The sequence below is a fragment of the Exiguobacterium sp. HVEsp1 genome (assembly GCF_002009685.1).
Classification (GTDB): Bacteria; Bacillota; Bacilli; order Exiguobacteriales; family Exiguobacteriaceae; genus Exiguobacterium; species Exiguobacterium profundum.
The window spans coordinates 1202349-1227538 of the sequence record NZ_KV917367.1; the positions used below are offsets into that span (position 1 = coordinate 1202349).

The 25190-nt window shown below is 47.3% G+C and carries 29 protein-coding genes; all 29 read left to right on the forward strand.

Annotated elements, in window-relative coordinates:
• Window positions 1-46 precede the first annotated feature (46 nt).
• The 29 genes from topA (at window position 47) to flhA (ending at window position 25190) form a co-directional block, all read left to right on the forward strand.
• Entirely contained in the window at window positions 47-2143 is a 2097-nt protein-coding gene (gene topA / locus BV910_RS06190; RefSeq protein WP_078146694.1) for a type I DNA topoisomerase, read from the forward strand.
• Window positions 2143-3453 carry an FADH(2)-oxidizing methylenetetrahydrofolate--tRNA-(uracil(54)-C(5))-methyltransferase TrmFO gene (trmFO, locus tag BV910_RS06195; RefSeq protein WP_078146695.1) on the forward strand — a complete coding sequence of 437 codons (1311 nt, stop codon included), beginning with the start codon at window positions 2143-2145 and terminating at the stop codon, window positions 3451-3453. Before topA ends, trmFO begins: the two co-directional genes overlap by 1 nt.
• Window positions 3454-3637: 184 nt before the next feature.
• On the forward strand, window positions 3638-4519 hold the full coding sequence (locus tag BV910_RS06200; protein WP_078146696.1) for a tyrosine-type recombinase/integrase: 882 nt from the start codon (window positions 3638-3640) through the stop codon (window positions 4517-4519).
• Window positions 4520-4530: 11 nt separating this feature from the next.
• A complete protein-coding gene (gene hslV, locus BV910_RS06205; RefSeq protein WP_078146697.1) occupies window positions 4531-5079 on the forward strand; it encodes an ATP-dependent protease subunit HslV in 549 nt (182 codons plus the stop codon).
• The gene (gene hslU, locus BV910_RS06210) at window positions 5076-6446 is read left to right on the forward strand and encodes an ATP-dependent protease ATPase subunit HslU (protein ID WP_074037255.1); all 1371 of its coding nucleotides are present in this window, start codon (window positions 5076-5078) and stop codon (window positions 6444-6446) included. Before hslV ends, hslU begins: the two co-directional genes overlap by 4 nt.
• Window positions 6447-6482: 36 nt before the next feature.
• Window positions 6483-7262: a GTP-sensing pleiotropic transcriptional regulator CodY gene (codY, locus tag BV910_RS06215; protein WP_074037253.1), complete on the forward strand. Its 780-nt coding sequence runs from the start codon at window positions 6483-6485 to the stop codon at window positions 7260-7262.
• Between the two features lie 272 nt (window positions 7263-7534).
• Window positions 7535-7903 carry a flagellar basal body rod protein FlgB gene (gene flgB, locus BV910_RS06220; RefSeq protein ID WP_074037939.1) on the forward strand — a complete coding sequence of 123 codons (369 nt, stop codon included), beginning with the start codon at window positions 7535-7537 and terminating at the stop codon, window positions 7901-7903.
• A gap of 3 nt (window positions 7904-7906) precedes the next feature.
• Entirely contained in the window at window positions 7907-8335 is a 429-nt protein-coding gene (gene flgC, locus BV910_RS06225; RefSeq protein ID WP_074037252.1) for a flagellar basal body rod protein FlgC, read from the forward strand.
• Between the two features lie 13 nt (window positions 8336-8348).
• A complete protein-coding gene (gene fliE, locus BV910_RS06230; protein ID WP_074037250.1) occupies window positions 8349-8630 on the forward strand; it encodes a flagellar hook-basal body complex protein FliE in 282 nt (93 codons plus the stop codon).
• 22 nt (window positions 8631-8652) lie between these two features.
• Window positions 8653-10224 carry a flagellar basal-body MS-ring/collar protein FliF gene (gene fliF / locus BV910_RS06235; RefSeq protein WP_078146698.1) on the forward strand — a complete coding sequence of 524 codons (1572 nt, stop codon included), beginning with the start codon at window positions 8653-8655 and terminating at the stop codon, window positions 10222-10224.
• 5 nt (window positions 10225-10229) lie between these two features.
• Window positions 10230-11237, forward strand: a complete 1008-nt coding sequence (fliG, locus tag BV910_RS06240) for a flagellar motor switch protein FliG (protein WP_026826250.1) — start codon at window positions 10230-10232, stop codon at window positions 11235-11237.
• Window positions 11221-11946 (forward strand): FliH/SctL family protein, encoded by a 726-nt coding sequence (locus BV910_RS06245; protein WP_078146699.1) that lies wholly within the window; start codon window positions 11221-11223, stop codon window positions 11944-11946. The genes fliG and BV910_RS06245 overlap by 17 nt, the downstream gene beginning before the upstream one ends.
• Entirely contained in the window at window positions 11933-13252 is a 1320-nt protein-coding gene (gene fliI / locus BV910_RS06250; protein WP_078146700.1) for a flagellar protein export ATPase FliI, read from the forward strand. The genes BV910_RS06245 and fliI overlap by 14 nt, the downstream gene beginning before the upstream one ends.
• Window positions 13249-13683 carry a flagellar FliJ family protein gene (locus BV910_RS06255; RefSeq protein ID WP_078146701.1) on the forward strand — a complete coding sequence of 145 codons (435 nt, stop codon included), beginning with the start codon at window positions 13249-13251 and terminating at the stop codon, window positions 13681-13683. The genes fliI and BV910_RS06255 overlap by 4 nt, the downstream gene beginning before the upstream one ends.
• Before the next feature lies 1 nt (window position 13684).
• On the forward strand, window positions 13685-14251 hold the full coding sequence (locus BV910_RS06260; protein ID WP_078146702.1) for a MotE family protein: 567 nt from the start codon (window positions 13685-13687) through the stop codon (window positions 14249-14251).
• A 22-nt stretch (window positions 14252-14273) separates the two neighbouring features.
• Window positions 14274-15362 (forward strand): flagellar hook-length control protein FliK, encoded by a 1089-nt coding sequence (locus BV910_RS06265; protein WP_078146703.1) that lies wholly within the window; start codon window positions 14274-14276, stop codon window positions 15360-15362.
• Window positions 15334-15762: a flagellar hook capping FlgD N-terminal domain-containing protein gene (locus BV910_RS06270; RefSeq protein ID WP_078146704.1), complete on the forward strand. Its 429-nt coding sequence runs from the start codon at window positions 15334-15336 to the stop codon at window positions 15760-15762. The genes BV910_RS06265 and BV910_RS06270 overlap by 29 nt, the downstream gene beginning before the upstream one ends.
• 18 nt (window positions 15763-15780) lie before the next feature.
• Complete coding sequence (gene flgG, locus BV910_RS06275; protein WP_078146705.1) at window positions 15781-16692, forward strand: flagellar basal body rod protein FlgG; 912 nt, start codon at window positions 15781-15783, stop codon at window positions 16690-16692.
• Window positions 16692-16910 (forward strand): flagellar FlbD family protein, encoded by a 219-nt coding sequence (locus tag BV910_RS06280; RefSeq protein ID WP_031421671.1) that lies wholly within the window; start codon window positions 16692-16694, stop codon window positions 16908-16910. The genes flgG and BV910_RS06280 overlap by 1 nt, the downstream gene beginning before the upstream one ends.
• Window positions 16903-17355 (forward strand): flagellar basal body-associated FliL family protein, encoded by a 453-nt coding sequence (locus BV910_RS06285; protein WP_078146706.1) that lies wholly within the window; start codon window positions 16903-16905, stop codon window positions 17353-17355. The genes BV910_RS06280 and BV910_RS06285 overlap by 8 nt, the downstream gene beginning before the upstream one ends.
• A 9-nt stretch (window positions 17356-17364) precedes the next feature.
• Window positions 17365-18354 carry a flagellar motor switch protein FliM gene (gene fliM, locus BV910_RS06290; RefSeq protein WP_078146707.1) on the forward strand — a complete coding sequence of 330 codons (990 nt, stop codon included), beginning with the start codon at window positions 17365-17367 and terminating at the stop codon, window positions 18352-18354.
• Entirely contained in the window at window positions 18351-19481 is a 1131-nt protein-coding gene (fliY, locus tag BV910_RS06295) for a flagellar motor switch phosphatase FliY (RefSeq protein ID WP_078146708.1), read from the forward strand. Before fliM ends, fliY begins: the two co-directional genes overlap by 4 nt.
• 13 nt (window positions 19482-19494) lie before the next feature.
• The gene (locus BV910_RS06300) at window positions 19495-19860 is read left to right on the forward strand and encodes a response regulator (protein ID WP_015881400.1); all 366 of its coding nucleotides are present in this window, start codon (window positions 19495-19497) and stop codon (window positions 19858-19860) included.
• A complete protein-coding gene (locus BV910_RS06305; RefSeq protein WP_078146709.1) occupies window positions 19857-20351 on the forward strand; it encodes a flagellar biosynthetic protein FliO in 495 nt (164 codons plus the stop codon). The genes BV910_RS06300 and BV910_RS06305 overlap by 4 nt, the downstream gene beginning before the upstream one ends.
• A complete protein-coding gene (gene fliP, locus BV910_RS06310) occupies window positions 20348-21013 on the forward strand; it encodes a flagellar type III secretion system pore protein FliP (protein ID WP_074037237.1) in 666 nt (221 codons plus the stop codon). The genes BV910_RS06305 and fliP overlap by 4 nt, the downstream gene beginning before the upstream one ends.
• Window positions 21014-21024: 11 nt before the next feature.
• Window positions 21025-21297 (forward strand): flagellar biosynthesis protein FliQ, encoded by a 273-nt coding sequence (gene fliQ, locus BV910_RS06315; RefSeq protein WP_015881403.1) that lies wholly within the window; start codon window positions 21025-21027, stop codon window positions 21295-21297.
• Entirely contained in the window at window positions 21294-22064 is a 771-nt protein-coding gene (gene fliR / locus BV910_RS06320; protein WP_078146710.1) for a flagellar biosynthetic protein FliR, read from the forward strand. Before fliQ ends, fliR begins: the two co-directional genes overlap by 4 nt.
• The gene (gene flhB, locus BV910_RS06325) at window positions 22061-23155 is read left to right on the forward strand and encodes a flagellar biosynthesis protein FlhB (RefSeq protein ID WP_078146711.1); all 1095 of its coding nucleotides are present in this window, start codon (window positions 22061-22063) and stop codon (window positions 23153-23155) included. The genes fliR and flhB overlap by 4 nt, the downstream gene beginning before the upstream one ends.
• A gap of 13 nt (window positions 23156-23168) precedes the next feature.
• Window positions 23169-25190: a flagellar biosynthesis protein FlhA gene (flhA, locus tag BV910_RS06330; RefSeq protein WP_078146712.1), complete on the forward strand. Its 2022-nt coding sequence runs from the start codon at window positions 23169-23171 to the stop codon at window positions 25188-25190.

The following is a 25190-nucleotide window of genomic DNA, read 5'->3' on the forward strand; positions in this document are numbered from 1 at the left end:
ATATTATGGTAGGGATTTAAATGACCTCTAAAAGGGGAGCAGATGTATGGCAAAATATCTGGTGATCGTCGAATCACCTGCGAAAGCAAAAACAATTAAACGTTATTTAGGTCCGAATTATATGGTCAAAGCTTCGATGGGGCACGTGATTGACTTGCCTAAAAGTCAACTCGGTGTAGACGTCGAACACGACTTTGAACCGAAGTATATTACCATCCGTGGTAAAGGACCGGTATTGAAAGAATTGAAGACAGCAGCGAAAAAAGCGACAAAAATCTTTCTCGCGGCCGACCCCGATAGAGAAGGGGAAGCGATTGCTTGGCATTTAGCACGCGCACTCGGTGTCGATGAAACGACAGAATGTCGTGTCGTCTTTAACGAAATCACGAAAGATGCGATTAAAGAATCGTTTAAACATCCACGTAAGATCAATCACGATCTCGTCGATGCACAACAAGCCCGACGCATTTTAGATCGTCTTGTCGGATACGGGATGAGTCCATTATTATGGAAGAAAGTCAAAAAAGGATTGTCTGCAGGGCGAGTTCAATCGGTAGCCGTGAAGATGATTATCGACCGTGAGCGCGAAATTAACGCGTTCGACCCGGAAGAGTATTGGACGATTAAACTTGATTTAAATCATGATGGGGAAACGTTCGAGACTTCATTTTACGGAAAAGATGGGAAGAAGATGGAATTGAAGTCTGAAGAAGATGCGCAATCTGTCCTCGATACCATCGATGATACGTTTAAAGTCATTGATGTAACGAAGAAAGAACGGAAGCGGAACGCTTCGCTACCGTTCACGACCAGTTCATTGCAGCAGGATGCTGCCCGTAAATTGAATTTCCGTGCGAAGAAGACCATGATGCTCGCGCAGCAATTATATGAAGGAATCGATCTCGGTAAAAAAGAGGGTACAGTCGGTTTGATTACGTATATGCGTACCGACTCGACACGTATCTCTGATTTGGCGAAGACGGAGGCGAAGGAATATATCGAATCGACATTCGGTGAAGAGTATGTCGCCTCACAGAAACAAAAAGAAAAGAAATCAGCGAATGCCCAAGACGCGCACGAAGCGATTCGTCCGACTTCAGCATTGCGCGACCCAGCTTCCTTGAAGCCATATCTGTCACGTGACCAGTTGCGACTGTATAAGTTGATTTGGGAACGATTGATTGCGAGCCAAATGGCGCCAGCCGTGCTCGATACGGTCAAAATCGACGTCGAGTCGAACGGGATGATTTTCCGTGCGAACGGGTCGACAGTCAAATTCCCTGGTTTCATGAAAGTGTATATCGAGTCGAAAGACGATGACATTGAGGACACGAACCAAGAGAAAGAAGGATTATTGCCACCTCTCGAAGTGGATGATACCGTGACGTTTGAAACGATTGAGCCGAAACAACACTTCACACAACCGCCACCTCGTTATACAGAGGCGCGACTCGTTCGAGCGATGGAAGAACTCGGGATTGGTCGTCCGTCGACGTACGCGCCGACACTCGACACGATCCAACGACGCGGTTATGTCGTTCTCGAAGAGAAAAAGTTTTTACCGACTGAACTTGGAGAACTCGTCATCGAGATGATTGATGAGTATTTCAACGACTTCATCACGGTCCAGTTCACGGCCGACATGGAGACCCTTCTTGATTCGATCGAGCATAAGGAAGTCGAGTGGACGGAAGTCGTCGCTCCGATTTATCGTTCTTTCGAGAAACGATTGAAGCGTGCTGAAGAAGAAATCGAGAAAATCGAAGTGAAAGATGAACCTGCCGGAATTGATTGTGAAGTCTGTGGGTCACCAATGGTCATCAAGATGGGACGCTACGGCAAGTTCATGGCGTGCTCGAACTTCCCGAACTGTACGAACACGAAACCGGTACAAGTCGAAATCGGTGTCCCGTGTCCGAACTGTAAGGATGGACAAATCGTAGAACGTCGTAGTAAAAAAGGTCGTCTCTTCTATGGTTGCTCGAACTATCCGGAATGTGAATTCGTCTCATGGGATAAACCGGTTGCGAAACCGTGTCCAGTATGCGACAGTTTGATGGTCGAGAAAAAAATTAAAGACGGCGTGAAATATCAATGTACGAACTGTACCCACACCGAGGTACATCAGCAAGAGGAGGATTAATGTTGCAACAACGTGTAACTGTAATCGGAGCTGGATTGGCCGGCTCCGAAGCGGCTTGGCAACTCGCTAAGCGCGGTATTCAAGTAGATTTGTATGAAATGAGACCGGTTCGTCAAACACCGGCGCACCACACGGATCAATTTGCGGAGCTCGTTTGTTCGAACTCGCTACGTGCGAACGGTCTTCAAAATGCCGTAGGTGTCTTGAAAGAAGAAATGCGTACGCTTGACTCGCTCATCTTAAAGGCGGCGGACACGGCAAGTGTACCTGCTGGGGGTGCCCTTGCCGTCGATCGTCATGAGTTTGCCGGATTCATCACCGAGAAGCTAAAGAACCACGAGAATGTCACAGTGCACAACGAAGAGCTCAAAGAGATTCCTGAAGGGATCGTCATCGTGGCGACTGGCCCGTTGACCTCCCCTGACCTCTCTGCATCACTCAAGGCGTTCACAGGAGAAGATTATCTCTACTTCTATGACGCGGCAGCACCAATTCTAGATGGTGATACGATTGATCGGGATAAAGTCTATTTGAAGTCGCGTTACGACAAAGGTGAAGCCGCTTACTTGAACTGTCCGATGACAGAAGAAGAGTTTGATGTGTTTTACGAAGAGTTGATCAAGGCAGAAGTCGTTCCGCTAAAAGAGTTTGAAAAAGAGATTTACTTTGAAGGATGCATGCCGTTTGAAGTCATGGCCGAGCGTGGGAAAAAGACGCTTCTTTTCGGACCGATGAAGCCGGTCGGATTAGAAGACCCGAAGACAGGAAAACGTCCATATGCCGTCGTTCAGCTTCGTCAAGACAACTCGGCGGGCACACTGTATAACTTGGTAGGCTTCCAAACACATTTGAAGTGGGGCGAACAGAAGCGCATCATCCGTCTCATCCCGGGACTCGAGAATGCGGACATCGTCCGATACGGTGTCATGCACCGTAACACGTTCATCAACTCACCGAGCTTACTCAAGCCGACGTATCAGGCGCGTACACGTGACACGCTCTTCTTCGCCGGTCAGATGACAGGGGTAGAAGGATATGTGGAGTCGGCAGCGTCCGGGCTTCTAGCTGGGATCAATGCGGCGAAGATGATCGCAGGTGAAGAACTCGTCGTTCTCCCGCGTGAGACGATGCTTGGTTCGATGGCGCATTATATCACGACAGCCGACGGGAAGCACTTCCAACCGATGAATGCAAACTTCGGATTGGTGCCATCACTAGAAGACGCTCCGAAAAAGGTGAAGAAACAAGAACGGTACGAGCGTTACGCGAACCGTGCGTTAGAAACGATCCAACAGTATAAAGATCTTTGAACAGGAGAGCCATTTTTTGGCTCTTTTGTTTTGAAGTAAAATTTCAATTGTGTATTTTGTTTCATACTTTGAAAATTTTCAGATTATTGAACGGCTATCTATTGTCACCTTACATTCTGTATGCTATGCTAATTTCGATTTGACGAGAACATGCGTTTTTACGAGTCATCGAGGAGGCGATAAAATGGGATTTTTAGAGGATCGACAATCCTTTTTGCGCTACTGCCAAATTGAACGTCGACTGTCTCCTCATACGAAACGCTCCTACGAGCAAACGCTCGACCAGTACGCCGCATATTGCCAATCGACGCATCAAGATCCCTACGATGCTCAGACGGCGCGGCGTTATTTATATGTCCTTTATGAGAAACAATTGGCCGCGTCCACGGTGTCCCAAAAAGTATCTTGTTTCAAGCAATTCGGGAAGTTTATGGCAAGAGAACAAGGTGGAGAACCGTTGTTCCACGACCTGACCTCACCGAAAAAGAGACAGTCCTTGCCGACCTTTGCCGTCCCGACGGAAGTCGAGCAACTGTTGGAGGCTGCCTCGAGGCAGGAAGATCCTTTTTTACAGGCGAGGGACGTCGCCATCGTAGAAGTGCTCTATGGGACGGGAATCCGCGTCGCTGAACTGTGTGGGATGAACCTTTCCTCGTTCGATGAGGTTTTATCCTTTGTCCATGTGATGGGAAAAGGGAAGAAAGAACGATATGTCCCGATCGGGCAATATGCCGTACATGCTTTGCAGCGTTATATCGAATTACGCAAAGGTGTCGGGCTCCCGACAGAAACCGCATTATTTTTGAGTCAAAAAGGGAATCGGATGACAACAGACCAAATCCGCTATGTCATGAAACGTTTGAGAAAAGACAGTGGGGTACATAAACCACTTACCCCGCACTCGTTGCGACACAGCTTTGCGACGGATTTGTTAGAACGGGGAGCGGACTTGCGTGCCGTCCAAGAGTTGCTTGGGCATGAGTCCTTGTCGACGACCGGGCGGTATACCCATGTATCGACCGAACGACTTCGGTCGATTTATCAAGCGACACATCCAAGAAAGTAGGAGGTTACGATATGTTTCATGCAACAACGATTTTTGCAGTTCGACACAATGGCCAATGTGCGATGAGTGGAGATGGCCAAGTCACATTCGGGAATGCCGTCATCATGAAAAACAAGGCGAAGAAAGTCAGACGCCTTTATGGCGGGAAAGTCGTTGCCGGTTTTGCAGGTAGCGTAGCCGATGCTTTCACATTGTTTGAAAAGTTTGAATCGAAACTTGAAATGTATAACGGTAACTTGCCGCGAGCAGCGGTAGAACTTGCGAAAGAATGGCGTGGGGATAAGATGTTGCGTCAACTCGAGGCACTATTGATTGTGATGGATGCCGATCATCTTTTGCTCGTCTCTGGGAATGGAGAAGTGATTGAGCCGGACGATGGAATTCTTGCAATCGGATCCGGTGGGAACTATGCCTTAGCGGCAGGTCGCGCACTCGTACGCCATTCTGCTGAAAAGTCTGCTGAAGAAATCGCGCGTGCCGCTCTTGAAATCGCTGGTGAGCTTTGCGTGTATACAAATGATCAAGTCATTGTAGAAACGATTGGAGGCGCTGCTGAATGAACCGAGAGTTGACACCTAGACAAATCGTAACGGAGTTAGACCGTTTTGTAATCGGACAAAAGGATGCCAAGCGAGCAGTTTCGATTGCTCTACGAAATCGCTATCGACGTCAAAAGTTAAGTGCAGACCTTCGCGATGAGGTTACACCAAAAAATATTTTGATGATCGGACCGACCGGGGTCGGAAAGACCGAAATTGCTCGACGGTTAGCTAAGCTTGTCGGTGCACCGTTTGTGAAGGTAGAAGCAACGAAATTTACGGAAGTTGGTTACGTCGGTCGTGACGTTGAATCGATGGTACGTGATCTCGTTGAGGCATCGGTTCGTCTTGTCAAAGAAGAGAAAAAAGAAGATGTGAAGGAGCCAGCGGAACGTGCGGCGACGGAACGCCTTTTAGATGCACTACAAGGAAAAGCAAAAGCGACACCTACTGCATCGAATCCGTTCGAAGCGTTGTTCGGCGGACAGACACAACAGCCAGAAACCACGTCGGACACATCCAATAATGACCGTTCGCAACTTCGACGCTTGCTCGAACTCGGTGAACTCGAAGAACGCGTGATTGAAGTGGAATTAGAAGAAAAGCAGACGATGGATTTGTTTCAAGGTCAAGGGATGGAAGGTTTGTCGAATCTTCAGGATATGCTCGGTCAAATCGTTCCAAAGAAACGGAAACAACGTAAGTTGACGGTTCGTGAAGCAAGACCGCTTCTCATTGCTGAAGAAGCAGAGAACTTGCTGGACTTGAACGAAGTCCACGATGAAGCCGTGCGGCGCAGTGAACAGATGGGTATCATCTTCGTGGATGAAATCGATAAGATCGCCACAAAATCACAAGATCACGCCGGAGTATCCCGTGAAGGGGTGCAGCGTGACATTCTTCCGATTGTAGAAGGATCTACGGTCGTCACGAAGTATGGACCGGTTAAAACGGATCATGTTCTTTTCATCGCGGCCGGTGCATTCCATATGGCTAAGCCGTCTGACCTGATTCCAGAGCTACAAGGACGCTTCCCAATTCGTGTTGAATTGAGCAGCTTGACGGAAGAAGACTTCGTCAAGATTTTGACGGAACCGTCACAGGCACTCATTAAACAATATACGGCCTTGTTAGAATCTGAAGAAATCACGGTCCGTTTCACGCATGAGGCCATTGAAGAAATTGCGAAAATTGCGACACATGTCAATCGGGAGACCGATGACATCGGTGCACGTCGCCTCTATACTATAATGGAGCGCGTTTTAGAAGATTTATCATTTGAAGCGGCAGATATGCCACAAACAACCGTAGAAATCACACCAGCTTACGTACAAGCAAAAGTCGGTTCCATCGCCGACGATCGTGATTTGAGCCAATATATATTATAAGATTCTGTATGCACATACAGGGAGGAAATAGAGAATATGAACTTACTAGAAAAAACACGCCAATTAAACACAATGCTTCAACAAGAGGCAAGTGCGCACGTTGACTTTAAAGAAATGGCGGACAAAATGCGTGAAGTCCTTGAGTCCAACACGTTTATCGTGAGTCGTCGGGGACGACTTCTCGGTTTTGCAATCAAACAACAGATTGAGAATGACCGGATGAAAGCATTCTTAGTCGATCGACAGTTCCCGGAGCCATATGCTTCGAACTTGTTCAATGTGAAAGAAACGACAGCGAACATCGATATCGATAGTGAATATACAGCATTCCCAGTCGAGAACCACGATCTATTCCTCAACTCCATGACGACGATTGTTCCAATCATCGGTGGAGGAGAACGTTTAGGTACGCTCGTACTCGGTCGATTGGCGAATGAATTCACAGAAGATGACCTCGTTCTCGCGGAGTACTCTGCAACTGTAGTTGGAATGGAGATCCTTCGTGAGAAGGCTGCGGAAGCAGAAACGTCGGCACGTAAGAAAGCAGTCGTCCAGATGGCGATTAACTCGTTATCGTATTCAGAGCTTGAGGCAATCGAACATATCTTCGAAGAGCTTGGTGGAAACGAAGGATTGCTAGTTGCTTCCAAAATTGCCGACAGAGTGGGAATCACGCGTTCGGTCATCGTCAACGCACTTCGGAAATTAGAAAGTGCAGGGGTCATTGAATCACGTTCTTTAGGAATGAAAGGAACGTATATCAAGATATTAAATGACAACTTCTTGTTTGAATTGCAAAAACTGAAATCAAACTGAAATACAACTTTCGATGTGTAATTTCCATTGAAAACACTTTTAAAAGGGACTTTATTCCTAAAAAACCGCTTTCCTTGATAAGGAGGCGGTTTTTTTTAGTACAAAAGTAATTATTTTCACCTTTTGACGTGATTTCGACAAAAAGATATTAAGCCATTTACCTATGTTTTAAAAAATATCTTTCAGAACTGTTACAGATTTGTTTCAATGAAATAGTAGATTTTCCAAATGAGGTATATTTAGTAGTCATTATATGAAAGTGAGTGAACGCCGTGAATTGGATTGGTAGTGACTATCAATTACTAAAGCAAGCCATCAACCATTCAGTCCTTAACCAAAAGGTCATCAGTCATAACCTTTCAAACATTGATACGCCGAATTTCAAAGCCAAACAGGCTGTGTTTGAGCAGACGCTTCAGAGTGAGATGCGACTCAAGCTGCAAGGTGGTCGTCCGAGTGACTCGACCCAGTCGAAGGTCATCGATCGAGCTGGTGGCGCCATGAGGAGTGATGGCAACAACGTCGACTTGGATTATGAAATGAGTGAGCTGGCACGAAACCAACTCCAGTATGAGGCGATGATGGAGCAATTGAATCGTAGGCTCGGGGGATTAAAATCTGTTATTCGGGGAGGTCGTTAATCAATGGGAATGTTTGATAGTTTTCATATTTCAGCTTCAGCGTTGACGTCACAACGGCTACGAATGGATACCGTGTCGGCGAACATCGCCAACGCTCAGACGACTCGCGGGAGACTCGTGGACGGAGAGTGGCAACCATACACACGAAAGATGACCGTGTTGCAAGAAGCGCCATTCCGGAAGCAAATGGATGCCGTTAATGGAGGGGTGCAGGTATCTCAAATCATCGAAGACGATGCACCGTATAAATTGGCTTATAACCCGAATCATCCCGATGCGGATGAGCGAGGGTACGTACAAATGCCGAACGTCGATCTCTTGAAAGAAATGGTCGATTTGATGGGTGCGACTCGTTCGTACGAAGCAAACATTGCAGCGATGAACGCCTCGAAGGCGATGCTCGTAAAAGCGATGGAGATTGGTAAAGGATAAGGAGTGTTAACGGATGCAAATTAATCCAATTCAATTGATGAGCCCAGAACTCACGCCATCACTGAATAAAACGAACCCATCTCAATTTGGGTCATACTTGAATGAAGCGATGAACGCATTGAATGAGACACAACAAGCGACTAGTCAAGCCCGTAAAGATTTGGCGGTCGGGAAAGCTGACCTTCATCAGGTGATGATTCAAAGTGAAGAGTCGTCGATTGCGATGCAACTTGCCATCGAGGTGAGGAACAAGGCTGTTGAGGCCTATCAAGAAATGATGCGAATGCAAGTTTAATTGTAGAGGATGACAAGTTGCGATGAATGAACAATTAAAAGAACGATTCAAATCCATGACCGGTGCATTAAAGGCGATGCCAGCGAAACGTAAACTCGTATGGGGCATCTCGATCGCGGTCATACTAATCGCGGCCCTCGTACTCACATTCTTCCTTTCAAGGCCAAACATGGCACCTCTCTATACAAACTTGTCTGCTCAAGAAGCGGGCGAAGTGACAGAGAAGTTGACAGCAGACGGGGTACAGTCGGAAATCAAGGCGACTTCGAACGGTGTGAGCGTGTATGTGCCGACTGAAATGGTCGATCAGTTGAAAGTGAGTTTGGCTGCTGCCGGGATTCCAAAGTCCGGCTCGATTGATTATAGTTTCTTCAGCGAAAACGCAGGGTTCGGAACGACAGACCGTGAGATGGCTGTCATCGAACGTAGTGCGATGCAGACGGAGCTAGAGCGACTCATCACACAGATTGAAGGAATCAATCAAGCGAAAGTCATCATCTCACTTCCTGAGAAGTCTGTCTTCTTGGCAGAAGATCAAGGTGAGCCTACCGCGTCCATCGTCTTGAACATCGGAGCGGGGACGAATTTAGAACCAAACACAGTAAAAGGTCTCTATCATTTGATTAGTAAGAGTGTCCCGAACTTGAAACCGGAAAACATTTCAATTATGGACCAATACTTCACGTATTATGATCTCGACCAGACTGTTGTTGCTGGAGGTTCCTCGTCAGATCCATTGGCGTTGAAGCGACAAGTCGAAAAAGACGTACGTCAACAAATCCAACAGATGCTCTCGGTTCTACTCGGCGAACGGAGCGTACTCGTTTCCGTCACAGCAGACATCGACACGACACAAACGGCTGAAGAACAGAATCTTGTCACGCCGGTCGATGAAGAAAACATGGAAGGCATCGTCACGTCTGCCGAGCGGATTGCTGAAGCATACACTGGCGGAACAGGTACGGCGACAGAAGCGACGGGAACTGGTGAGAACGACACAATCAACTTCCCGGCAGCGACTGGCGATGGCACAGAAGAAAGTGAAAAGAATCATGAAATCATCAATTACGAGGTCAACCGCATCACGAAGCAGATTCAAAACGCACCATATACGATTCGTGACCTCGGAGTCCAACTCATCGTTGAACCACCAGATGGCGCAACAAGTATCGATCCGCAGTTAGAAGGCGACCTCGAGACGATGATGTATTCCATTATTCGGACGTCGTTAGCGAAGACGGATGAAGCCATCACGGATGCTGAACTCGAACAGAAAGTTGTCGTCGTGTCGAGACCGTTCGCTGAAGTGGAAGAGGTTGCAGCAACAGAGCAACCGACACCTTGGTGGATGTATGCGGCAGCGGCGGGTGCAGTCGTAATTCTTGCCTTGATCTTCTTCGCGATGCGTAGACGGAAGCAAGAGGTTGTGGAAGAGACGAACGAATGGGAAGTTCCATATGAAGATGAAGTACCTGACCTAGACCTCGAAGAGCGAGGCGAAGGTGCAGTGAAGAAGAAACAGTTAGAAAAATTAGCTGAAAGTAATCCAGAAGAGTTTGCTAAACTGCTTCGTACTTGGATGTCTGAGGAGTGAGTAACGTGAACTATGCAAAACAATCGAATCGCGAAAAAGCAGCGATGCTCATGATTTCCCTGGGACCTGAAGTGGCAGCGAACGTCTACAAACATCTTTCAGAAGAAGAGATGGAACAACTGACGCTTCAAATTTCAGCGTTAAAAAAAGTGTCCCCGGAAGAAAAGGATAGTATTCTCGGTGAGTTCCATGAACTCGCCATGGCACAAAGTTATATCACTCAGGGTGGAATCGGGTTTGCGAAAACTGTCCTTGAAAAAGCAGTTGGTGAAGACAAGGCGATGGCATTGATTCATCGTCTGACTTCCACCTTACAGGTCAGACCGTTCGAGTTTGCACGAAAAGCAGACCCGAAACAGTTATTGAACTTTATTCAAAACGAGCATCCTCAGACGATTGCGTTAATCTTAGCGCATTTAGAACCGGTCAAGTCAGGGCAGATCCTGTCGGAACTTCCACCTGAGATTCAATCGGAAGTCGCGAAACGGATTGCGACGATGGATCGACTCAATCCAGACGTCATCCATGAGGTGGAGCAGATTCTAGAAAAGAACTTGTCACAGACAGATATGCAAGATTATGCCCAGTCGGGTGGAATCGAGGCGGTCGTCGAAGTCTTGAACGGTGTCGACCGGACGACGGAACGCACCATCCTCGATGCGCTCGAAATCGAAGATCCAGAACTCGCAGAAGAAATCAAGAAGCGAATGTTCGTCTTCGAAGATATCGTCACGCTCGACTCTCGTGCGATTCAACGAATCATTCGCGAAGTGGCGAACGACGACTTGTTGCTTGCACTCAAGGTCTCTTCAGAAGAAGTCAAACAAATCATCTTCAAGAACATGTCTCAACGTATGGTCGAAACGTTCAAAGAAGATATGGAATTCATGGGGCCGGTGCGGTTGCGTGACGTCGAAGAGGCACAGAGTCGAATCGTCGGAATCATTCGTCGTCTAGAGGACGTCGGTGAGATTGTAATCAGTCGAGGTGGAGGAGATGACATCGTTGTCTAATGTAATTAAACGCCAACGTGCAACATCGAATACCCCGCAACGAATTGAATCGAAGCGATTAGAGACACCCGTTATAGAACCGAATGACGGAATCGATCATGGGGATGTCATCCAATCACGCTATGAGAAGTTGAAGCAGGACGAAGAAGCGTTCCAACAGTTTCAGCAGACGGAAGTCGAACAGTTGGAGCGGTTGAAGCAACAAGTGTTTGAAGAAGCGCGTTCAGAAGGATACCAAGAAGGTCTCCTTCAAGGTAGGCAGGATGGATTGGCTGAATTTGAAGAGATCACGACGCGTTTGAATTCCATTTCGACCGAACTCGAACTCTTATTTGAAGAAAAGTGGAGGCGAGCGGAAGAACAACTCATTGAATTGGCCGTTACAGTCAGTGCACACGTGACGACAGACCTTGTCCGAAAAGATGAAGAACTGTTTGCGACGATGATTCGTGATCAGATGTCACACATGATCGATGCCGAAGCACTTACAATCTTTGTTCATCCGACACGTCTTGCCTCGATTCAGCGATTCGAAGCGATGTGGCGGACAGTAGAGACACCTCCTCTGAAATATCGAGGGGACGGATCATTGGATGAGACAGCAGTTCGAATCGAGTCGCCACATCGTGGCAATGAAGTCGATTTGACATATAGTTTCGAACGGATCCAAGCCAAAATCGAGGAGGTTCTAGCGGATGGCGCTTATTGAGCAGGTTCTCGGCTCGATTAAACAGTCTACAGACGGCGAGTTCACACGAAAAATCGGTCGAGTTTGTCGAGTCATCGGCTTGATGATTGAGTCGAACGGACCGAGTGCGTTTGTCGGAGAGCGCTGTTTGATTGTCCTTCCTTCGAATGAAACAGTCGAAGCTGAGGTCGTCGGATTCAATGAAGAGCGCGTCCTTCTCATGCCATACGGTGAAACCACACAAATCGCGCCTGGCTGTCTAGTCAAAGGAACGGGGAAAATGCTTCAAGTTCCTGTAGGGGAAGAGTTGATTGGTCAAGTGCTCGATGGTTTAGGGCGTCCCCTGTCAGGTGAACGACTTGTGACCGGTAAGCGTTATGATGTTCAACGCAAACCCCCTAACCCGTTGAATCGACCGAGGATTTTGGATGCACTGTCGACCGGTGTCCGGATGATCGATGGGCTGTTGACTGTAGGTAAAGGGCAACGGGTCGGTTTGTTCGCCGGCTCCGGTGTCGGGAAGTCGACCTTGCTCGGAATGATTGCCAAACGTTCTTCAGCCGACATTAACGTCATCGCCTTGATTGGAGAACGGGGCCGGGAAGTAAAAGAGTTCATCGAAAAGGAGCTCGGACCAGAAGGCATGGCTCGTTCCGTCGTGATTGTAGCGACAAGCGACCAACCCCCGCTTGTTCGGTTGAAGGGAGCTTACACGGCGACCGCGATTGCCGAGTACTTCCGGGACCAAGGGAAAGAAGTGGTCTTGATGATGGACTCGGTGACACGATTTGCGATGGCGCAGCGTGAAATTGGTCTCGCGACGGGCGAACCTCCGACATCGAAAGGGTACACCCCGTCCGTATTCGCCATGTTGCCTCAACTACTAGAGCGAAGCGGGACAGCGGCATCAGGGTCGATCACTGCGTTCTATACGGTCCTCGTCGACGGAGATGATATGAATGAACCGATTGCCGATGCGGTGCGTGGGATTTTAGACGGACACTTTGTCATGGACCGGGCGCTCGCAAACCGTGGGCAATTCCCGGCAATCCATGTACTGAAATCAATCAGCCGGGTCATGAACCAAATCGCTTCTCCGGCACATAAGGAGGCGGCCCAAACGTTCCGCAGCTGGCTTGCGACCTATATCGATGCGGAAGATTTAATCAATATCGGAGCGTATAAAAAAGGCACCAATCCTGCGATTGATACTGCCGTGGATAAATATCCATACTTGTTGACGTTTTTAAAACAATCGATTGAAGAAGATGCTGCTTTCGAACAGACGATGACCCACTTGTCACATATCGCACGAGGTGAATCATGAACAGACTCATATTAGAACGAATCATGCCGATTGCGGAACATGAAAAAGAAGATGCCGCCATAGAAGTCAGAGGATTTAAGGCAAGACTTGAGACAGAGATGGAGAAGCTATATGACCTTCTTCTCATGTATGAGTCGCTCATCAAACACCAAGACGAACAATCTGGAAACATCGACCTTCTCATGTCGCAGTATCGAGAAAAGACGCGAGAACAAGTGAAACGTCAAATCGAAACGCAACAGCTCGTCGTACAACAGGCCCGCAATCGCTATCATGCGTCGCAAGAACGATTGCTCGGTAAAGTGGTGGAAGAAAAGAAATACGTGACGCTACATGAAAAGGTCAGCATGCAAGAGATGACGGTAGCTAAACTTACAGAGCAACAAATGATGGATGAACTTGCTGTGATTCATCGTGGGAAAGGGAAGTAGCATGGCAAAAGAGAACAATAAACGAGGCAAGCAAATGATCGTGGCGTTAGTCCTCATTCCAGCAATCTTCATCCTAGTCGGTGGGATCGTCGTCATGAACTATGCGATGGACCGTCCGCTCTTATCCGTTCCCTTATTAGAAGTGAACGAGAACGAGAAAACGGAAGAATCAAAAAAAACGGAGACGCAGGTGAATGTGACGGGAATCGATTCGGACGCAGCGAACCGATTAAAAGCGGCGAACAGTGAGATTGAAAAACTTCGCAACGAAAATGTGGAATTGACGAACGAAGTAAAGGCTAGACAAGAAGAAATCACCGATTTGATTCGTGAACGAGATCGACTCGTCTCGGAACTAGAGGCAGCGTCAAAAGAAGAGGAATCATCATCTGACGTCGCTAGCGTCTATGAAGAAATGTCAGCCAAACAGGCGGCAGCCATTATGGGTGAACTCGAAAGCCCTCAAGTTGCTGAACTGTTGAAGGAACTATCACCTAAGCAACAGGCAGACATCTTAGGACGAATGAATGCACAACAGGCTGCGGTTGTGACGCAGCTTCTCCAATGAACACAAGAAGGGAGGGCCAACATTGAATATCGCTTTATTGACGCAAGCCATTCAAGGATCGATGGCTCGTACTGGAACAGTGGAGGGAGAATCACAGGGAGCAGGTGGATTTTTAAGCCTCCTTTCTGCGATGCTTGCCCCAATGCAAGGCTCAGGGGAGCAGGCAGAACTTCCTCAACTTGAAGAAGGTGTGCTTCCTGAAGGATCAGTCGATTTGGAAAAAGTGGCACAGGAACTCGAAACATGGTTTCAAAAGCCTGATACATTGAAGTGGCTAAAATCACTGCCACAAGATGCGTATCGGACGTTTATGGATGCATATGTAAGTTTACTCGGTCAATTGTCTAATCCTTCGCCTGAGACTGAAATCCCGTCTTCGGTTTTACCGGCGATTGTACAGACGACGACTACGCCGAAAGTCCATACTACGAAGCAAACAGAGGGAAATACTCAGACGACCAACATTGCACTGACTCAACAAGTTCCAAACCAAGAACTTGCCAAACAGGTTCAAACGATGCAACGGATCATCACACAGTATAAAGGACCAATCGAAGGTACATTGAAAGAAGTTCCCGTCTTGCCAAATGTTGAAACCTTAAAAATCGCAAAACCTGCGCTACAGCCAAATAACGTAGACTGGATGCCGAAAGGGATGAACTGGTCAAGACCACAGATTGACGTGGACACGGTCATGTATGCCTCAAAAGGATCCCTTCCTGAAAATTTACAAGCTCGGATTGAAGCGGCTCTTCAAAAGGCACCGTTCAAAAGTGGGGCGGACGGTTCAAAAGTATTCACCGTACGATTATATCCGGAGCAGTTAGGGGAACTCGTCGTTAAGCTAGAGCGGAAGAATGGAGAACTTGTCGTCAAGATGTTTGCCAGCAATCAAGAGGCGAAACAACTGATTCAATCGCAAGTTCAACAGTTGCAACAAACGTTGACACCCCATTCGCAAAACGTTCGGGTCGAGGTCAACTTGACACAACAGGCACTCGATTCTAAAGCAGCCTTGTCAGACGGTTCCGAGCAATCGGAACAAGAACAACCACAAGAACAGCCTAAAGGAGGGTCTGAAGATGACGAGCATTCAACCGAAGACGAATGATTATACATTGCCAGATCAGTCGCTCCCAAAAGCGACAAATCAATACGATAAAGACATGTTTATGAAGTTGCTTCTCGCTCAAATCGCGAACCAGGATCCGATGTCACCTATGGAAGATAAAGAATTCATCGCACAGATGGCACAGTTCTCATCGCTCGAACAAATGCAAGCCATCTCAAAACAACTTGACTCAGTTCTCGTCGACCGTCACATGTCGTCGATTTCTGAATACAGTAGCATGATTGGGAAAACGATCGACTTCACATCGGAAACGAGTGAAGAGACGACGAAAGGGTCGGGTCGGGTCGTTTCCATTTCTCGTAACGACTTAACCGGATATATGGCTGATCTTGAAGACGGCACATCTGTCAGCGTGTACGATATCACATCCATCAAATAAGCATAGGAGGAATACATTATGTTAAGAGCAATGTACTCAGGAATCAGTGGATTGAAGAACTTCCAATCAAAGCTAGACGTCGTCGGGAACAACATCGCCAACGTCAACACGTTCGGTTATAAAAAAGGTCGCGTCACGTTCAAAGACCTCGTCAGTCAACAAGTCGGGAGTGCGTCCGCTGGGAATGCGACAACGGGTGGTATTAACCCGAAGGAAGTCGGTCTCGGGGGTACGATGGCGACGGTCGATAACGTCTATAACCAGGGTGCCATGCAAAACACAGGACGCGCCCTCGATGTTGGGATTTCAGGGGAAGGTTTTTATGCGACGATGGTCAATGGTCAACTCCAATACACGCGCGCTGGGAACTTTTATACGGACAACCAAGGTAACTTGGTGACGGGCGACGGGACGTATCTTGTTGGGTCACTCACTAGTACGTTGCCAGTTGCTGCAGGAGTAACAGCGACCCCAGCTGAAACAGATTTCACAGGTCCAACAGCAAATTTAGATCATTATGCGGCAACTGATACGTCAGCGAAAACAAATCGTTACGGACGAATTAAAATCCCAACAGATGCAAAATCGCTTTCAATTGGTAAAGACGGACAAGTTAGTTTCGTAGCTGCTAATGGTGAACTTCGTATCGCTGGTTATATCGTCACGTCGAACTTCTCGAACAATGCCGGGTTATCAAAAGTCGGAGCCAACAACTTCGTACAATCACAAAACTCCGGTGCTCCACAGTTTGGCGTACCTGGTGCGGGCGGTCGCGGTGAACTTGTCTCAGGTGCACTTGAAATGTCAAACGTTGACCTATCAGAAGAGTTCACAGAAATGATCGTGGCACAGCGTGGATTCCAGGCGAACACACGAATTATCACAACATCGGACGAGATTCTTCAAGAACTCGTCAACTTGAAACGCTGATGATTCGCGTCACGGCATTTCGCGGTGAGGAGTTCGTGCTGAACGCTTTGCTCATCGAAACGGTGAAGGCAGAGCCCGACACGATCATCCAATTGTTTAATGGCAAAACGTATCTCGTAAAAGAAACGAAAGATCAAATCATTGAACGAACTGAAGCCTTTTACCGCTCAATCGGTTTAGTCGGAACGATGTTCACAAGAGGTGAAGAAGATGAGTGAAGAAGAAAATAAAAAAGGTGGCGGCCTAAAGGTCGTAATCATCCTGCTTGTCGTCCTGCTCGTCATGGGCGGTGCCGGATTCATGACGTACAAATATGTCTTCGGTGATAACGTCACTGCTAAAACGAAACCGGTCACAGCTGAAGAGTTGGCAGAACGGAGTTTCATGACCGATGATATGACGACGAACATTCAAGACGAGCGTTTCATCAACGTTCAATTTACGATCGTCACAGATTCGGCTGAAACGAAAGAGAATTTAGAACTACGTAAATTCCAAGTGCACAATGTCATTTTAGGTGACTTATCCGGGATGACGAAAGCCCAATTGGCAACAAAAGAGGATATGCAAAAGTTCGAACAAACATTACGAGAACAACTTAACGGACTGCTTGAAGAAGGTGAAGTCCAACGCGTCTATATGACGAAGAAAATTATTCAGTGAGGTGGCATCATGGGAGAAGTACTGTCTCAACAAGAAATTGATGCCTTACTATCTGCATTAAGCAGTGGGGATGTCGAAGCAGACTCCTTTCTCGCGCAAGAGGAAGAGAAGAAAGTTCGACAATACGACTTCAAGCGAGCCGTTCGATTTTCTAAAGACCAAATTCGTAGCTTAACTCGGATTCACGAGCATTTCACACGGATGCTCACGACATTTTTCTCGGCCCAACTTCGCACGTACGTTCAGTTTTCGGTCAACTCGGTCGAACAATTACCGTACGATGAATTCATTCATTCCATTCCGAGCATGACGATGATCAACTTGATTGAGGCGCCACCGTTAAACGGGCGATTCATCATCGAGGTCAATCCGAACATCTCGTACGCGATGTTAGACCGATTACTCGGTGGTCCCGGTGTCGAGATGGACAAAATCGAATCGTTCACCGAAATCGAGATGCGGATCTTGACGCAATTGTACAAACGGGCGTTTTCGACATATGGGGATGCTTGGGAATCGATTGCTGAGATTAAAGCAGAAATGTCAGCCGTGGAAGTGAATCCGCAGTTCCTGCAACTCGTCTCACCAAACGAAACGGTCGTCTTGATTTCAATCGGTGTGACAATCGGTGAAGTGAGCGGAACGATCAACGTCTGTCTGCCATTCGTCACAATCGAACCGGTATTGTCCAAGCTATCGAGTCATTACTGGATGCAAGAAGCGAATCGACGAAATGCGAGTCAATCGAGTAAGGAACCGCTTAAAGCCCAATTGATGAACTCGACGGTCGAGGTCGTATCCTTACTCGGTGAGACAACGATCACATTTGGAGATTTGTTGCATCTAGAAGTCGGAGATTGTTTGGCACTCAATCAATTAGCAAAAGAACCCCTGTCCGTCATGGTGGGGGAAAATAAAGTATTTAAAGGGCAAGTCGGTGTGAGCGGGAAGCGAATGGCGGTTCAAGTGCTTCACCGTGTGAAGGAGGAAGAGCAATGAGTGAGATGCTGTCACAAGATGAAATTGATGCGTTATTACGCGGGACAAGCGACAATACGCCGACGCCAGAAGTCGATGCGAAAGAAGAACATTTAGATTCGATGGAGAGCGATGCACTCGGAGAAATTGGGAATATTTCATTCGGGAACTCGGCAACGGCCTTGTCAACATTACTACAACAAAAAGTTGAAATCACTACACCGGTTGTCAGTGAAGTGAGAATTGAAGCGTTACGCGAACGCTATCCCACTCCTCATGTGGCGCTTCGAGTAGGCTACACAGAAGGAATCCAAGGGGAGAACGTCCTCGTCTTGACTCGCGAAGATGCGGCCATCATCTCTGACCTCATGTTAGGCGGGACCGGAGAGAATGTTGATCCGGAGAGCCTTGATGAGATTCGGTTGTCGGCAGTTCAAGAAGCAATGAACCAAATGATGGGGGCGGCCGCAACGTCTTTATCGACGGTATTTTCGAAGAAGATTGACATCTCGCCACCGCTTGTCGAAGTGTTCGATGCGACGAAGAACCAAACCATCATCGATCGCCTTGAACTTTGGGAGACGATGGTACTCATCGAGTTCAATCTCAAAGTAGGTACGTTGATTGATTCAACAATCGTTCAGATCGCACCGATTCAATTTGGAAAGCAATTGGTCGATGAGTTGATGAAAGCTACAGGGGAAGCCCAGGCAGCACCGGAACCGGTGAAAGCGCAGCCGCAAGCGGAAGCGCCAAAACCACAACCGCAAGCCCAACAACAGGCGCAACCAGTCACCCCGCAACCAAGTAAACAAAAATCGATGCCGGAAGTGGCAGTTAGCCAAGCGGAATTCATGCCGCTCCAATCACCGGCATCGCAAGAAGCGGCCCCGGCGAATCTTGGGTTGTTATACGATGTCCCGTTAAACGTGACAGTAGAGTTAGGAAGAACGAAAAAATCCGTTCGGGAAGTACTTGAGTTATCACAGGGCTCCATCATCGAACTCGACAAACTAGCGGGTGAGCCGGTAGACATTTATGTCAACCAACAGCGAATCGCTAGAGGAGAAGTCGTTGTCATTGAAGAAAACTTTGGGGTACGTGTAACAGAAATTATTCAACCGCATGAGCGGATCGGAATCGTTTAAGGAGGAATTTAGAATGAGTGCAAAAGTATTAGTAGTGGATGACGCAGCGTTCATGCGTATGATGATTAAAGACATTTTGACAAAGAACGGGTATGACGTAGTAGGTGAGGCGGAAAATGGAGCGGACGCTGTCGCGAAATATCGTGAACTCACACCGGATCTCGTCACACTTGACATCACGATGCCTGAGATGGATGGACTCGCAGCATTGAAAGAAATTCGTAGTTTCGACTCGAATGCGAAAATCATCATGTGTTCAGCGATGGGACAACAAGCGATGGTCATCGATGCCATTCAAGCTGGTGCAAAAGACTTTATCGTCAAGCCTTTCAATGCAGAGCGTGTCATCGAAGCAGTTTCTAAAACGGTCGCACAATGAAGAAATGGTGGTTGATTATTCTTCTCGTGGTTGGGCTCTTCGGTCCAACCACGGTTGAGGCCGCCACCGTAGACCAACAATTCGAGCAACAACAGACAGATGAACAGGAAAGTAACGTTCCAACGACAGCGTCAACCATTGGCGATGGCGTGAAAGTCGTGTTAAGTCTCGTGGTCGTGGTCGGCGGATTTATCGTTTTGATGCGTTGGCTCGGTTCCAAAACACAAGGCGTGAAAACGACTCAACATATGAAACATCTCGGAGGCGTCCCTCTTGGGAAAGACCGCTCTGTTCAGCTCGTGAAGCTCGGTGACCAGGTATATGTACTCGGTGTCGGCGATTCGATTCAACTGATCGATCGACTTGATACGGACACGATGGAGGAAGAGCAAACGGAAACCTTGTCACTCCGAACGTCAAATTCGAATGCATTTTTAGACACCTTTAAGAAACAACTCGCTCAGCTAGAAGAAGTGAGGAAGAAATCATGACAACGTTTGAGCAATTGATCAATTTAGAAACACCGGACAGTACATCGACATCCATCAAGCTATTGATTTTGTTGACATTGCTGACGCTCGCACCATCCTTTTTAATCTTGATGACTTGCTTTACCCGTGTCGTGGTCGTCTTGTCATTCATTCGACCGGCGCTCGGTACACAGCAAACGCCACCGAACCAATTGATTGTCGGATTGGCACTGTTCATCACACTGTTCGTCATGTCTCCAGTTCTCTCTGACTTAAATGAGAACGCATTAAAACCATACCTCGATGACAAGATCTCACAAAATGAGGCGTTCGATGAGGCAAGTGGGACGATGAAAGAGTTCATGTCGAAATATACAAGACAAGAAGATTTACAACTGTTCTTAAAGTATGGGAATTATGAGCAGCCGGAGACACTAGATGATGTACCTCTCCTCGCTTTGGTTCCTGCTTATGCGATCAGTGAGTTGAAGACCGCTTTCCAAATCGGCTTCATGATTTTCTTACCGTTTTTAATCATTGATATGGTAGTCGCGAGTGTCCTCATGTCGATGGGGATGATGATGCTTCCTCCAGTCATGATTGCACTGCCGTTTAAATTATTATTGTTTGTATTGGTCGATGGCTGGCACTTGATTGTGGAATCATTGCTTAGAAGTATGTAGGGGGAACGGACATGACACAAGAAATGGTCATCTATTTGGCGACAGAGAGTGTGTGGACCTTATTAAAAATATCAATGCCACTTCTACTCATCTCACTGATCGTCGGTCTCGTGATCTCGATTTTACAGGCCACGACTCAAATTCAAGAACAAACGTTATCGTTCGTTCCGAAAATTATCTCGGTCTTCATCGGTCTCGTCATTTTTGGACCGTGGATGCTTCAACAGATTGAAGGGTTCACGCGTTTGATTTTTGAGTTGATGGTCGAGGTTGCTTCGAAATGAATGCAGTCGACTTCATCAGTATGTATGGATTAACGTTCGCGCGACTGTCTGGCTTTTTTGTCAGTGTCCCGTTGTTCTCGACGAGACAATTACCGGTCATGCACCGCGTCGCGTTCAGTGCGTTTTTAGCATACTATGCAATGTTCACATTGACCGAGCCAATTCAAATGACCAATGCGTTTGTCCTGCAAGTCATCTATGAAGTCATGATCGGACTTTTACTCGGACTGTTGATCAACATCCTATTTTTTGCACCGCAAATTGCCGGTGGGGTCATCGATTTACAGCTCGGATTAGCGATGGCATCCGCATATGATCCGATGTTTGGCGGTCAATCACCATTGATTGGACGATTTTATTATATTTTTACGCTATTCATTTTGTTGACGAGCAACCTGCATCTTCTGTTGATTGATGGCATTTATTATAGCTTTCAAATCTATCCGCCTGGCCAACCGATGATCAACTTTACTGAAGCTTCATTGATGATGGCTGTAAAAGTCGTCACGATGACAATGATGGTCGCGTTGCAATTAGCGTTGCCGATGATGGCTTCCTTACTGCTTGTGGACTTAGCTCTCGGTTTTTTGGCGAAGTCAGCACCGCAATTCAATATCTTTGCCATCGGATTTTCATTTAAACTTATCGCTGGTTTTGCCGTCATGGTTTTATTGATGGGACTGACATTGACAGGAATCAGCCAGTTCATCCCGCTATTACAAGAAGTGATGCACGACTTTATGCTCATATTAGGAGACGCCTCATGAAGAAGCCTCTATATCCTTTATCGGTCAATCTACAGTTTTTTGCAGGTGAAAAGACAGAAAAAGCGACGCCACGTAAACGGGAAGACTCCCGAAAGAAGGGGCAGGTCGCCAAGTCAGCCGATTTGACTGGAGCGTTCGCACTTTTTGCGATGTTTCTCATGTTATCTTTTTTCGGTCCCGTGATTGGGCAGCAATTGCTTTCTTTAATCAGCGATTTACTCGGCCCAGAGTATTTATTGTTTAACGTGACGGGCGGCATGTCGGATATGATCGTCGACCTAATGCTCCGTGTCGGTTTGATTTTGGCTCCGTTCTTTATCGTCGCCGTCGTGTTTGGGATTCTCATCAATTACCTACAAATCGGAACGTTATTTTCTTTAGAAGCCATTCAACCAAAGCTTGAGCGGATCGACCCGATCAAGGGGGTCAAACGCATCGTCAGTATGAAAGCGGTCGTCGAATTTTTAAAGTCCTTATTCAAATTGTTAATCATCTTGACAACCGCTGTCGCTGTCCTTTGGAAAAATCAGAAAGAACTGTCTCGGATGGCCGTCGAACAAGTTCGTGAATCGATTGTCGCACTCGCGAGTATCACAATCGAACTTGGTCTTTGGGTAAGTGTCGCCTTGCTCGCACTTGCACTACTCGATTTATTCTACCAACGATTTGATTTTGAGAAATCGATCCGAATGTCTAAGCAAGATATAAAAGATGAGTACAAAAACACGGAAGGTGACCCACTCATCAAATCTAAAATCAAACAGCAACAACGGGAAATGGCGATGCGACGGATGATGCAAGAGATACCGAATGCCGATGTCGTCATCACGAACCCGACCCATTACGCGGTCGTCATTCGATATGATGACACGAAAGATTTTGCGCCGCTCGTGGTCGCCAAAGGGGTCGACCGGGTCGCCTTTCATATTCGAGATGTCGCAAAAGAACATGACGTGGCCATTGTTGAAAATAAACCACTCGCGCGAGCGCTCTATGCGCAAATCGACATCGGTGAAGTGGTAGACGAATCGTTTTATCAAGCCATTGCGGAAGTACTGGCATTCGTCTATCAAATGAAGCAACCGTCTTGAGGAGGAGTATGTGTTGGCAGTAAAAGCGAAAGACTTTGCAATTTTGATTGGTGTGTTGATGATTGTTATCATGCTGATCATCCCGCTACCGGGGTTTTTATTAGACTTTTTAATCATCGTAAATATTTTGATCGCCATCATGATTCTACTTGTGGCGATGAATGCCCGGGAAGCACTTGACTTCTCCGTATTCCCTTCTCTCTTATTGATTGTGACGTTGTTTCGTCTTGGTTTGAACGTATCGACGACCCGTTCGATTCTATCTAAAGGTTATGGTGGGGAAGTCATCGAGACGTTCGGTGATTTCGTCATCGGTGGAAATGTCCTTGTCGGATTTGTCGTCTTTCTGATTCTTGTCATCATTCAATTCGTCGTCATTACGAAAGGAGCAGAGCGTGTATCGGAAGTATCTGCTCGCTTCACACTCGATGCGATGCCGGGGAAACAGATGGCCATCGATGCCGATTTGAACTCTGGTTTAATTGACGACAAAGAAGCCCAGATGCGTCGCCGTAAAATTCAAAGCGAGGCGGACTTCTATGGATCAATGGACGGGGCATCGAAGTTCGTTAAAGGAGATGCCATCGCTGGTATTATCATCGTTACGATCAACTTGATCTTCGGGATTATCATCGGTGTCGTTCAAATGGGATTACCAGTTGGAGAAGCGTTCCAAACGTTCTCACTCATGACAATCGGGGATGGCTTGGTCAGTCAAATCCCAGCACTTTTGATTTCGACCGCGACCGGGATCATCGTGACCCGTGCCGTCTCGGATGGAAACTTAGGGGAAGACGTAATCGACCAGCTCGGTCAAAACCCATCACTCCTTTATATCGCCGGGTCGATTGTCTTCATGCTTGGTTTTGTATCACCGCCACTACTTCCTGTGACGATGATCATTGCCGGAACGGCATTCTTCGGCGCTTACACGATGCGTCGAAATATCCGTCAGGCAACGGAAGAGCCGATGCTCGAAGAGGAACCATCGACAGCGCCGACAGAATCAGTCGTCTCGCTGTTGCAGATTGACTCGATTGAATTTGAATTCGGGTATGGCTTGATTCCGCTTGCAGATGAGTCTCAAGGCGGTGACTTGTTAGACCGCGTTGTCATGATTCGTCGTCAACTCGCACTCGAGCTTGGCTTCATCTTACCGACGGTCCGGATTCGCGATCACTTGCAGTTATCACCGAACGCATACCGAATCAAAATCAAAGGGAACGTCGTTGCAGAGGGAGAGCTATTGCTGGATCATTACTTGGCGATGAGCCCGGGCATCGAAGACCCTGAGGTATATGGAATTGAAACAACGGAACCAGCATTCGGTCTTCCTGCCCTTTGGATTGATGAAGAAACACGAACTCGGGCAGAAATGAGCGGGTATACCGTCGTTGATCCGCCTTCTGTTGTCGCGACTCACTTGACCGAGACGTTGAAGAAACATGCGGCAGATTTACTCGGTCGGGAAGAGACGAAACAACTCGTCGAGCACCTGAAAGAGACGCATCCGGTTCTCGTAGAGGACGTGACGCCGTCAGTCCTTTCGATTGGCGAAATTCAGAAAGTGTTGCGCCACTTACTCCAAGAAAGTGTTTCCATTCGAAACTTGCCGCTTCTGTTTGAGACGATGGCAGACTACGGAAAAGTGACGAAAGATGCGGAAATCTTAGGAGAGTATTGCCGTCAAGGTTTGTCCCGTCAATTGACCGATCAAGTCAAACCACCTGAAGGTCCCCTTTACGTCGTGACACTCGGCGGACAGACGGAACAGACGGTGCAAGATGCGGTTCAGAAAACGGAGTTCGGGAACTATTTGGCGCTCGACCCAGAGCAAGCTCGAGAGATTATCGAGCGCACTGGCGAGCAACTGTCGATGTTTGAACGATATGGGGCATCGGCTGTGATTTTATGTTCCCCAACGATTCGTCTGTTCGTTCGTCAATTACTCGAACGGTATTATCCAGATGTGCCGGTATTGGCTTATAACGAATTACTCAGTTCCGTCGAAGTGAAAAGTATTGGGGTGATTTAA

Coding starts and splice junctions, on each gene's coding strand:
- fliP (WP_074037237.1), top strand. CDS start 20,348: ATGACAACGTTTGAGCAATTGATCAATTTAGAAACACCGGACAGTACA.
- codY (WP_074037253.1), top strand. CDS start 6,483: ATGAACTTACTAGAAAAAACACGCCAATTAAACACAATGCTTCAACAA.
- fliY (WP_078146708.1), top strand. CDS start 18,351: ATGAGTGAGATGCTGTCACAAGATGAAATTGATGCGTTATTACGCGGG.
- hslU (WP_074037255.1), top strand. CDS start 5,076: ATGAACCGAGAGTTGACACCTAGACAAATCGTAACGGAGTTAGACCGT.
- flgC (WP_074037252.1), top strand. CDS start 7,907: ATGGGAATGTTTGATAGTTTTCATATTTCAGCTTCAGCGTTGACGTCA.
- fliE (WP_074037250.1), top strand. CDS start 8,349: ATGCAAATTAATCCAATTCAATTGATGAGCCCAGAACTCACGCCATCA.
- BV910_RS06260 (WP_078146702.1), top strand. CDS start 13,685: ATGGCAAAAGAGAACAATAAACGAGGCAAGCAAATGATCGTGGCGTTA.
- BV910_RS06280 (WP_031421671.1), top strand. CDS start 16,692: ATGATTCGCGTCACGGCATTTCGCGGTGAGGAGTTCGTGCTGAACGCT.
- fliR (WP_078146710.1), top strand. CDS start 21,294: ATGAATGCAGTCGACTTCATCAGTATGTATGGATTAACGTTCGCGCGA.
- fliI (WP_078146700.1), top strand. CDS start 11,933: ATGGCGCTTATTGAGCAGGTTCTCGGCTCGATTAAACAGTCTACAGAC.
- fliQ (WP_015881403.1), top strand. CDS start 21,025: ATGACACAAGAAATGGTCATCTATTTGGCGACAGAGAGTGTGTGGACC.
- topA (WP_078146694.1), top strand. CDS start 47: ATGGCAAAATATCTGGTGATCGTCGAATCACCTGCGAAAGCAAAAACA.
- BV910_RS06300 (WP_015881400.1), top strand. CDS start 19,495: ATGAGTGCAAAAGTATTAGTAGTGGATGACGCAGCGTTCATGCGTATG.
- hslV (WP_078146697.1), top strand. CDS start 4,531: ATGTTTCATGCAACAACGATTTTTGCAGTTCGACACAATGGCCAATGT.
- fliF (WP_078146698.1), top strand. CDS start 8,653: ATGAATGAACAATTAAAAGAACGATTCAAATCCATGACCGGTGCATTA.
- fliM (WP_078146707.1), top strand. CDS start 17,365: ATGGGAGAAGTACTGTCTCAACAAGAAATTGATGCCTTACTATCTGCA.
- flhB (WP_078146711.1), top strand. CDS start 22,061: ATGAAGAAGCCTCTATATCCTTTATCGGTCAATCTACAGTTTTTTGCA.
- trmFO (WP_078146695.1), top strand. CDS start 2,143: ATGTTGCAACAACGTGTAACTGTAATCGGAGCTGGATTGGCCGGCTCC.
- BV910_RS06285 (WP_078146706.1), top strand. CDS start 16,903: ATGAGTGAAGAAGAAAATAAAAAAGGTGGCGGCCTAAAGGTCGTAATC.
- BV910_RS06305 (WP_078146709.1), top strand. CDS start 19,857: ATGAAGAAATGGTGGTTGATTATTCTTCTCGTGGTTGGGCTCTTCGGT.
- flgG (WP_078146705.1), top strand. CDS start 15,781: ATGTTAAGAGCAATGTACTCAGGAATCAGTGGATTGAAGAACTTCCAA.
- BV910_RS06200 (WP_078146696.1), top strand. CDS start 3,638: ATGGGATTTTTAGAGGATCGACAATCCTTTTTGCGCTACTGCCAAATT.
- BV910_RS06270 (WP_078146704.1), top strand. CDS start 15,334: ATGACGAGCATTCAACCGAAGACGAATGATTATACATTGCCAGATCAG.
- BV910_RS06255 (WP_078146701.1), top strand. CDS start 13,249: ATGAACAGACTCATATTAGAACGAATCATGCCGATTGCGGAACATGAA.
- BV910_RS06245 (WP_078146699.1), top strand. CDS start 11,221: ATGACATCGTTGTCTAATGTAATTAAACGCCAACGTGCAACATCGAAT.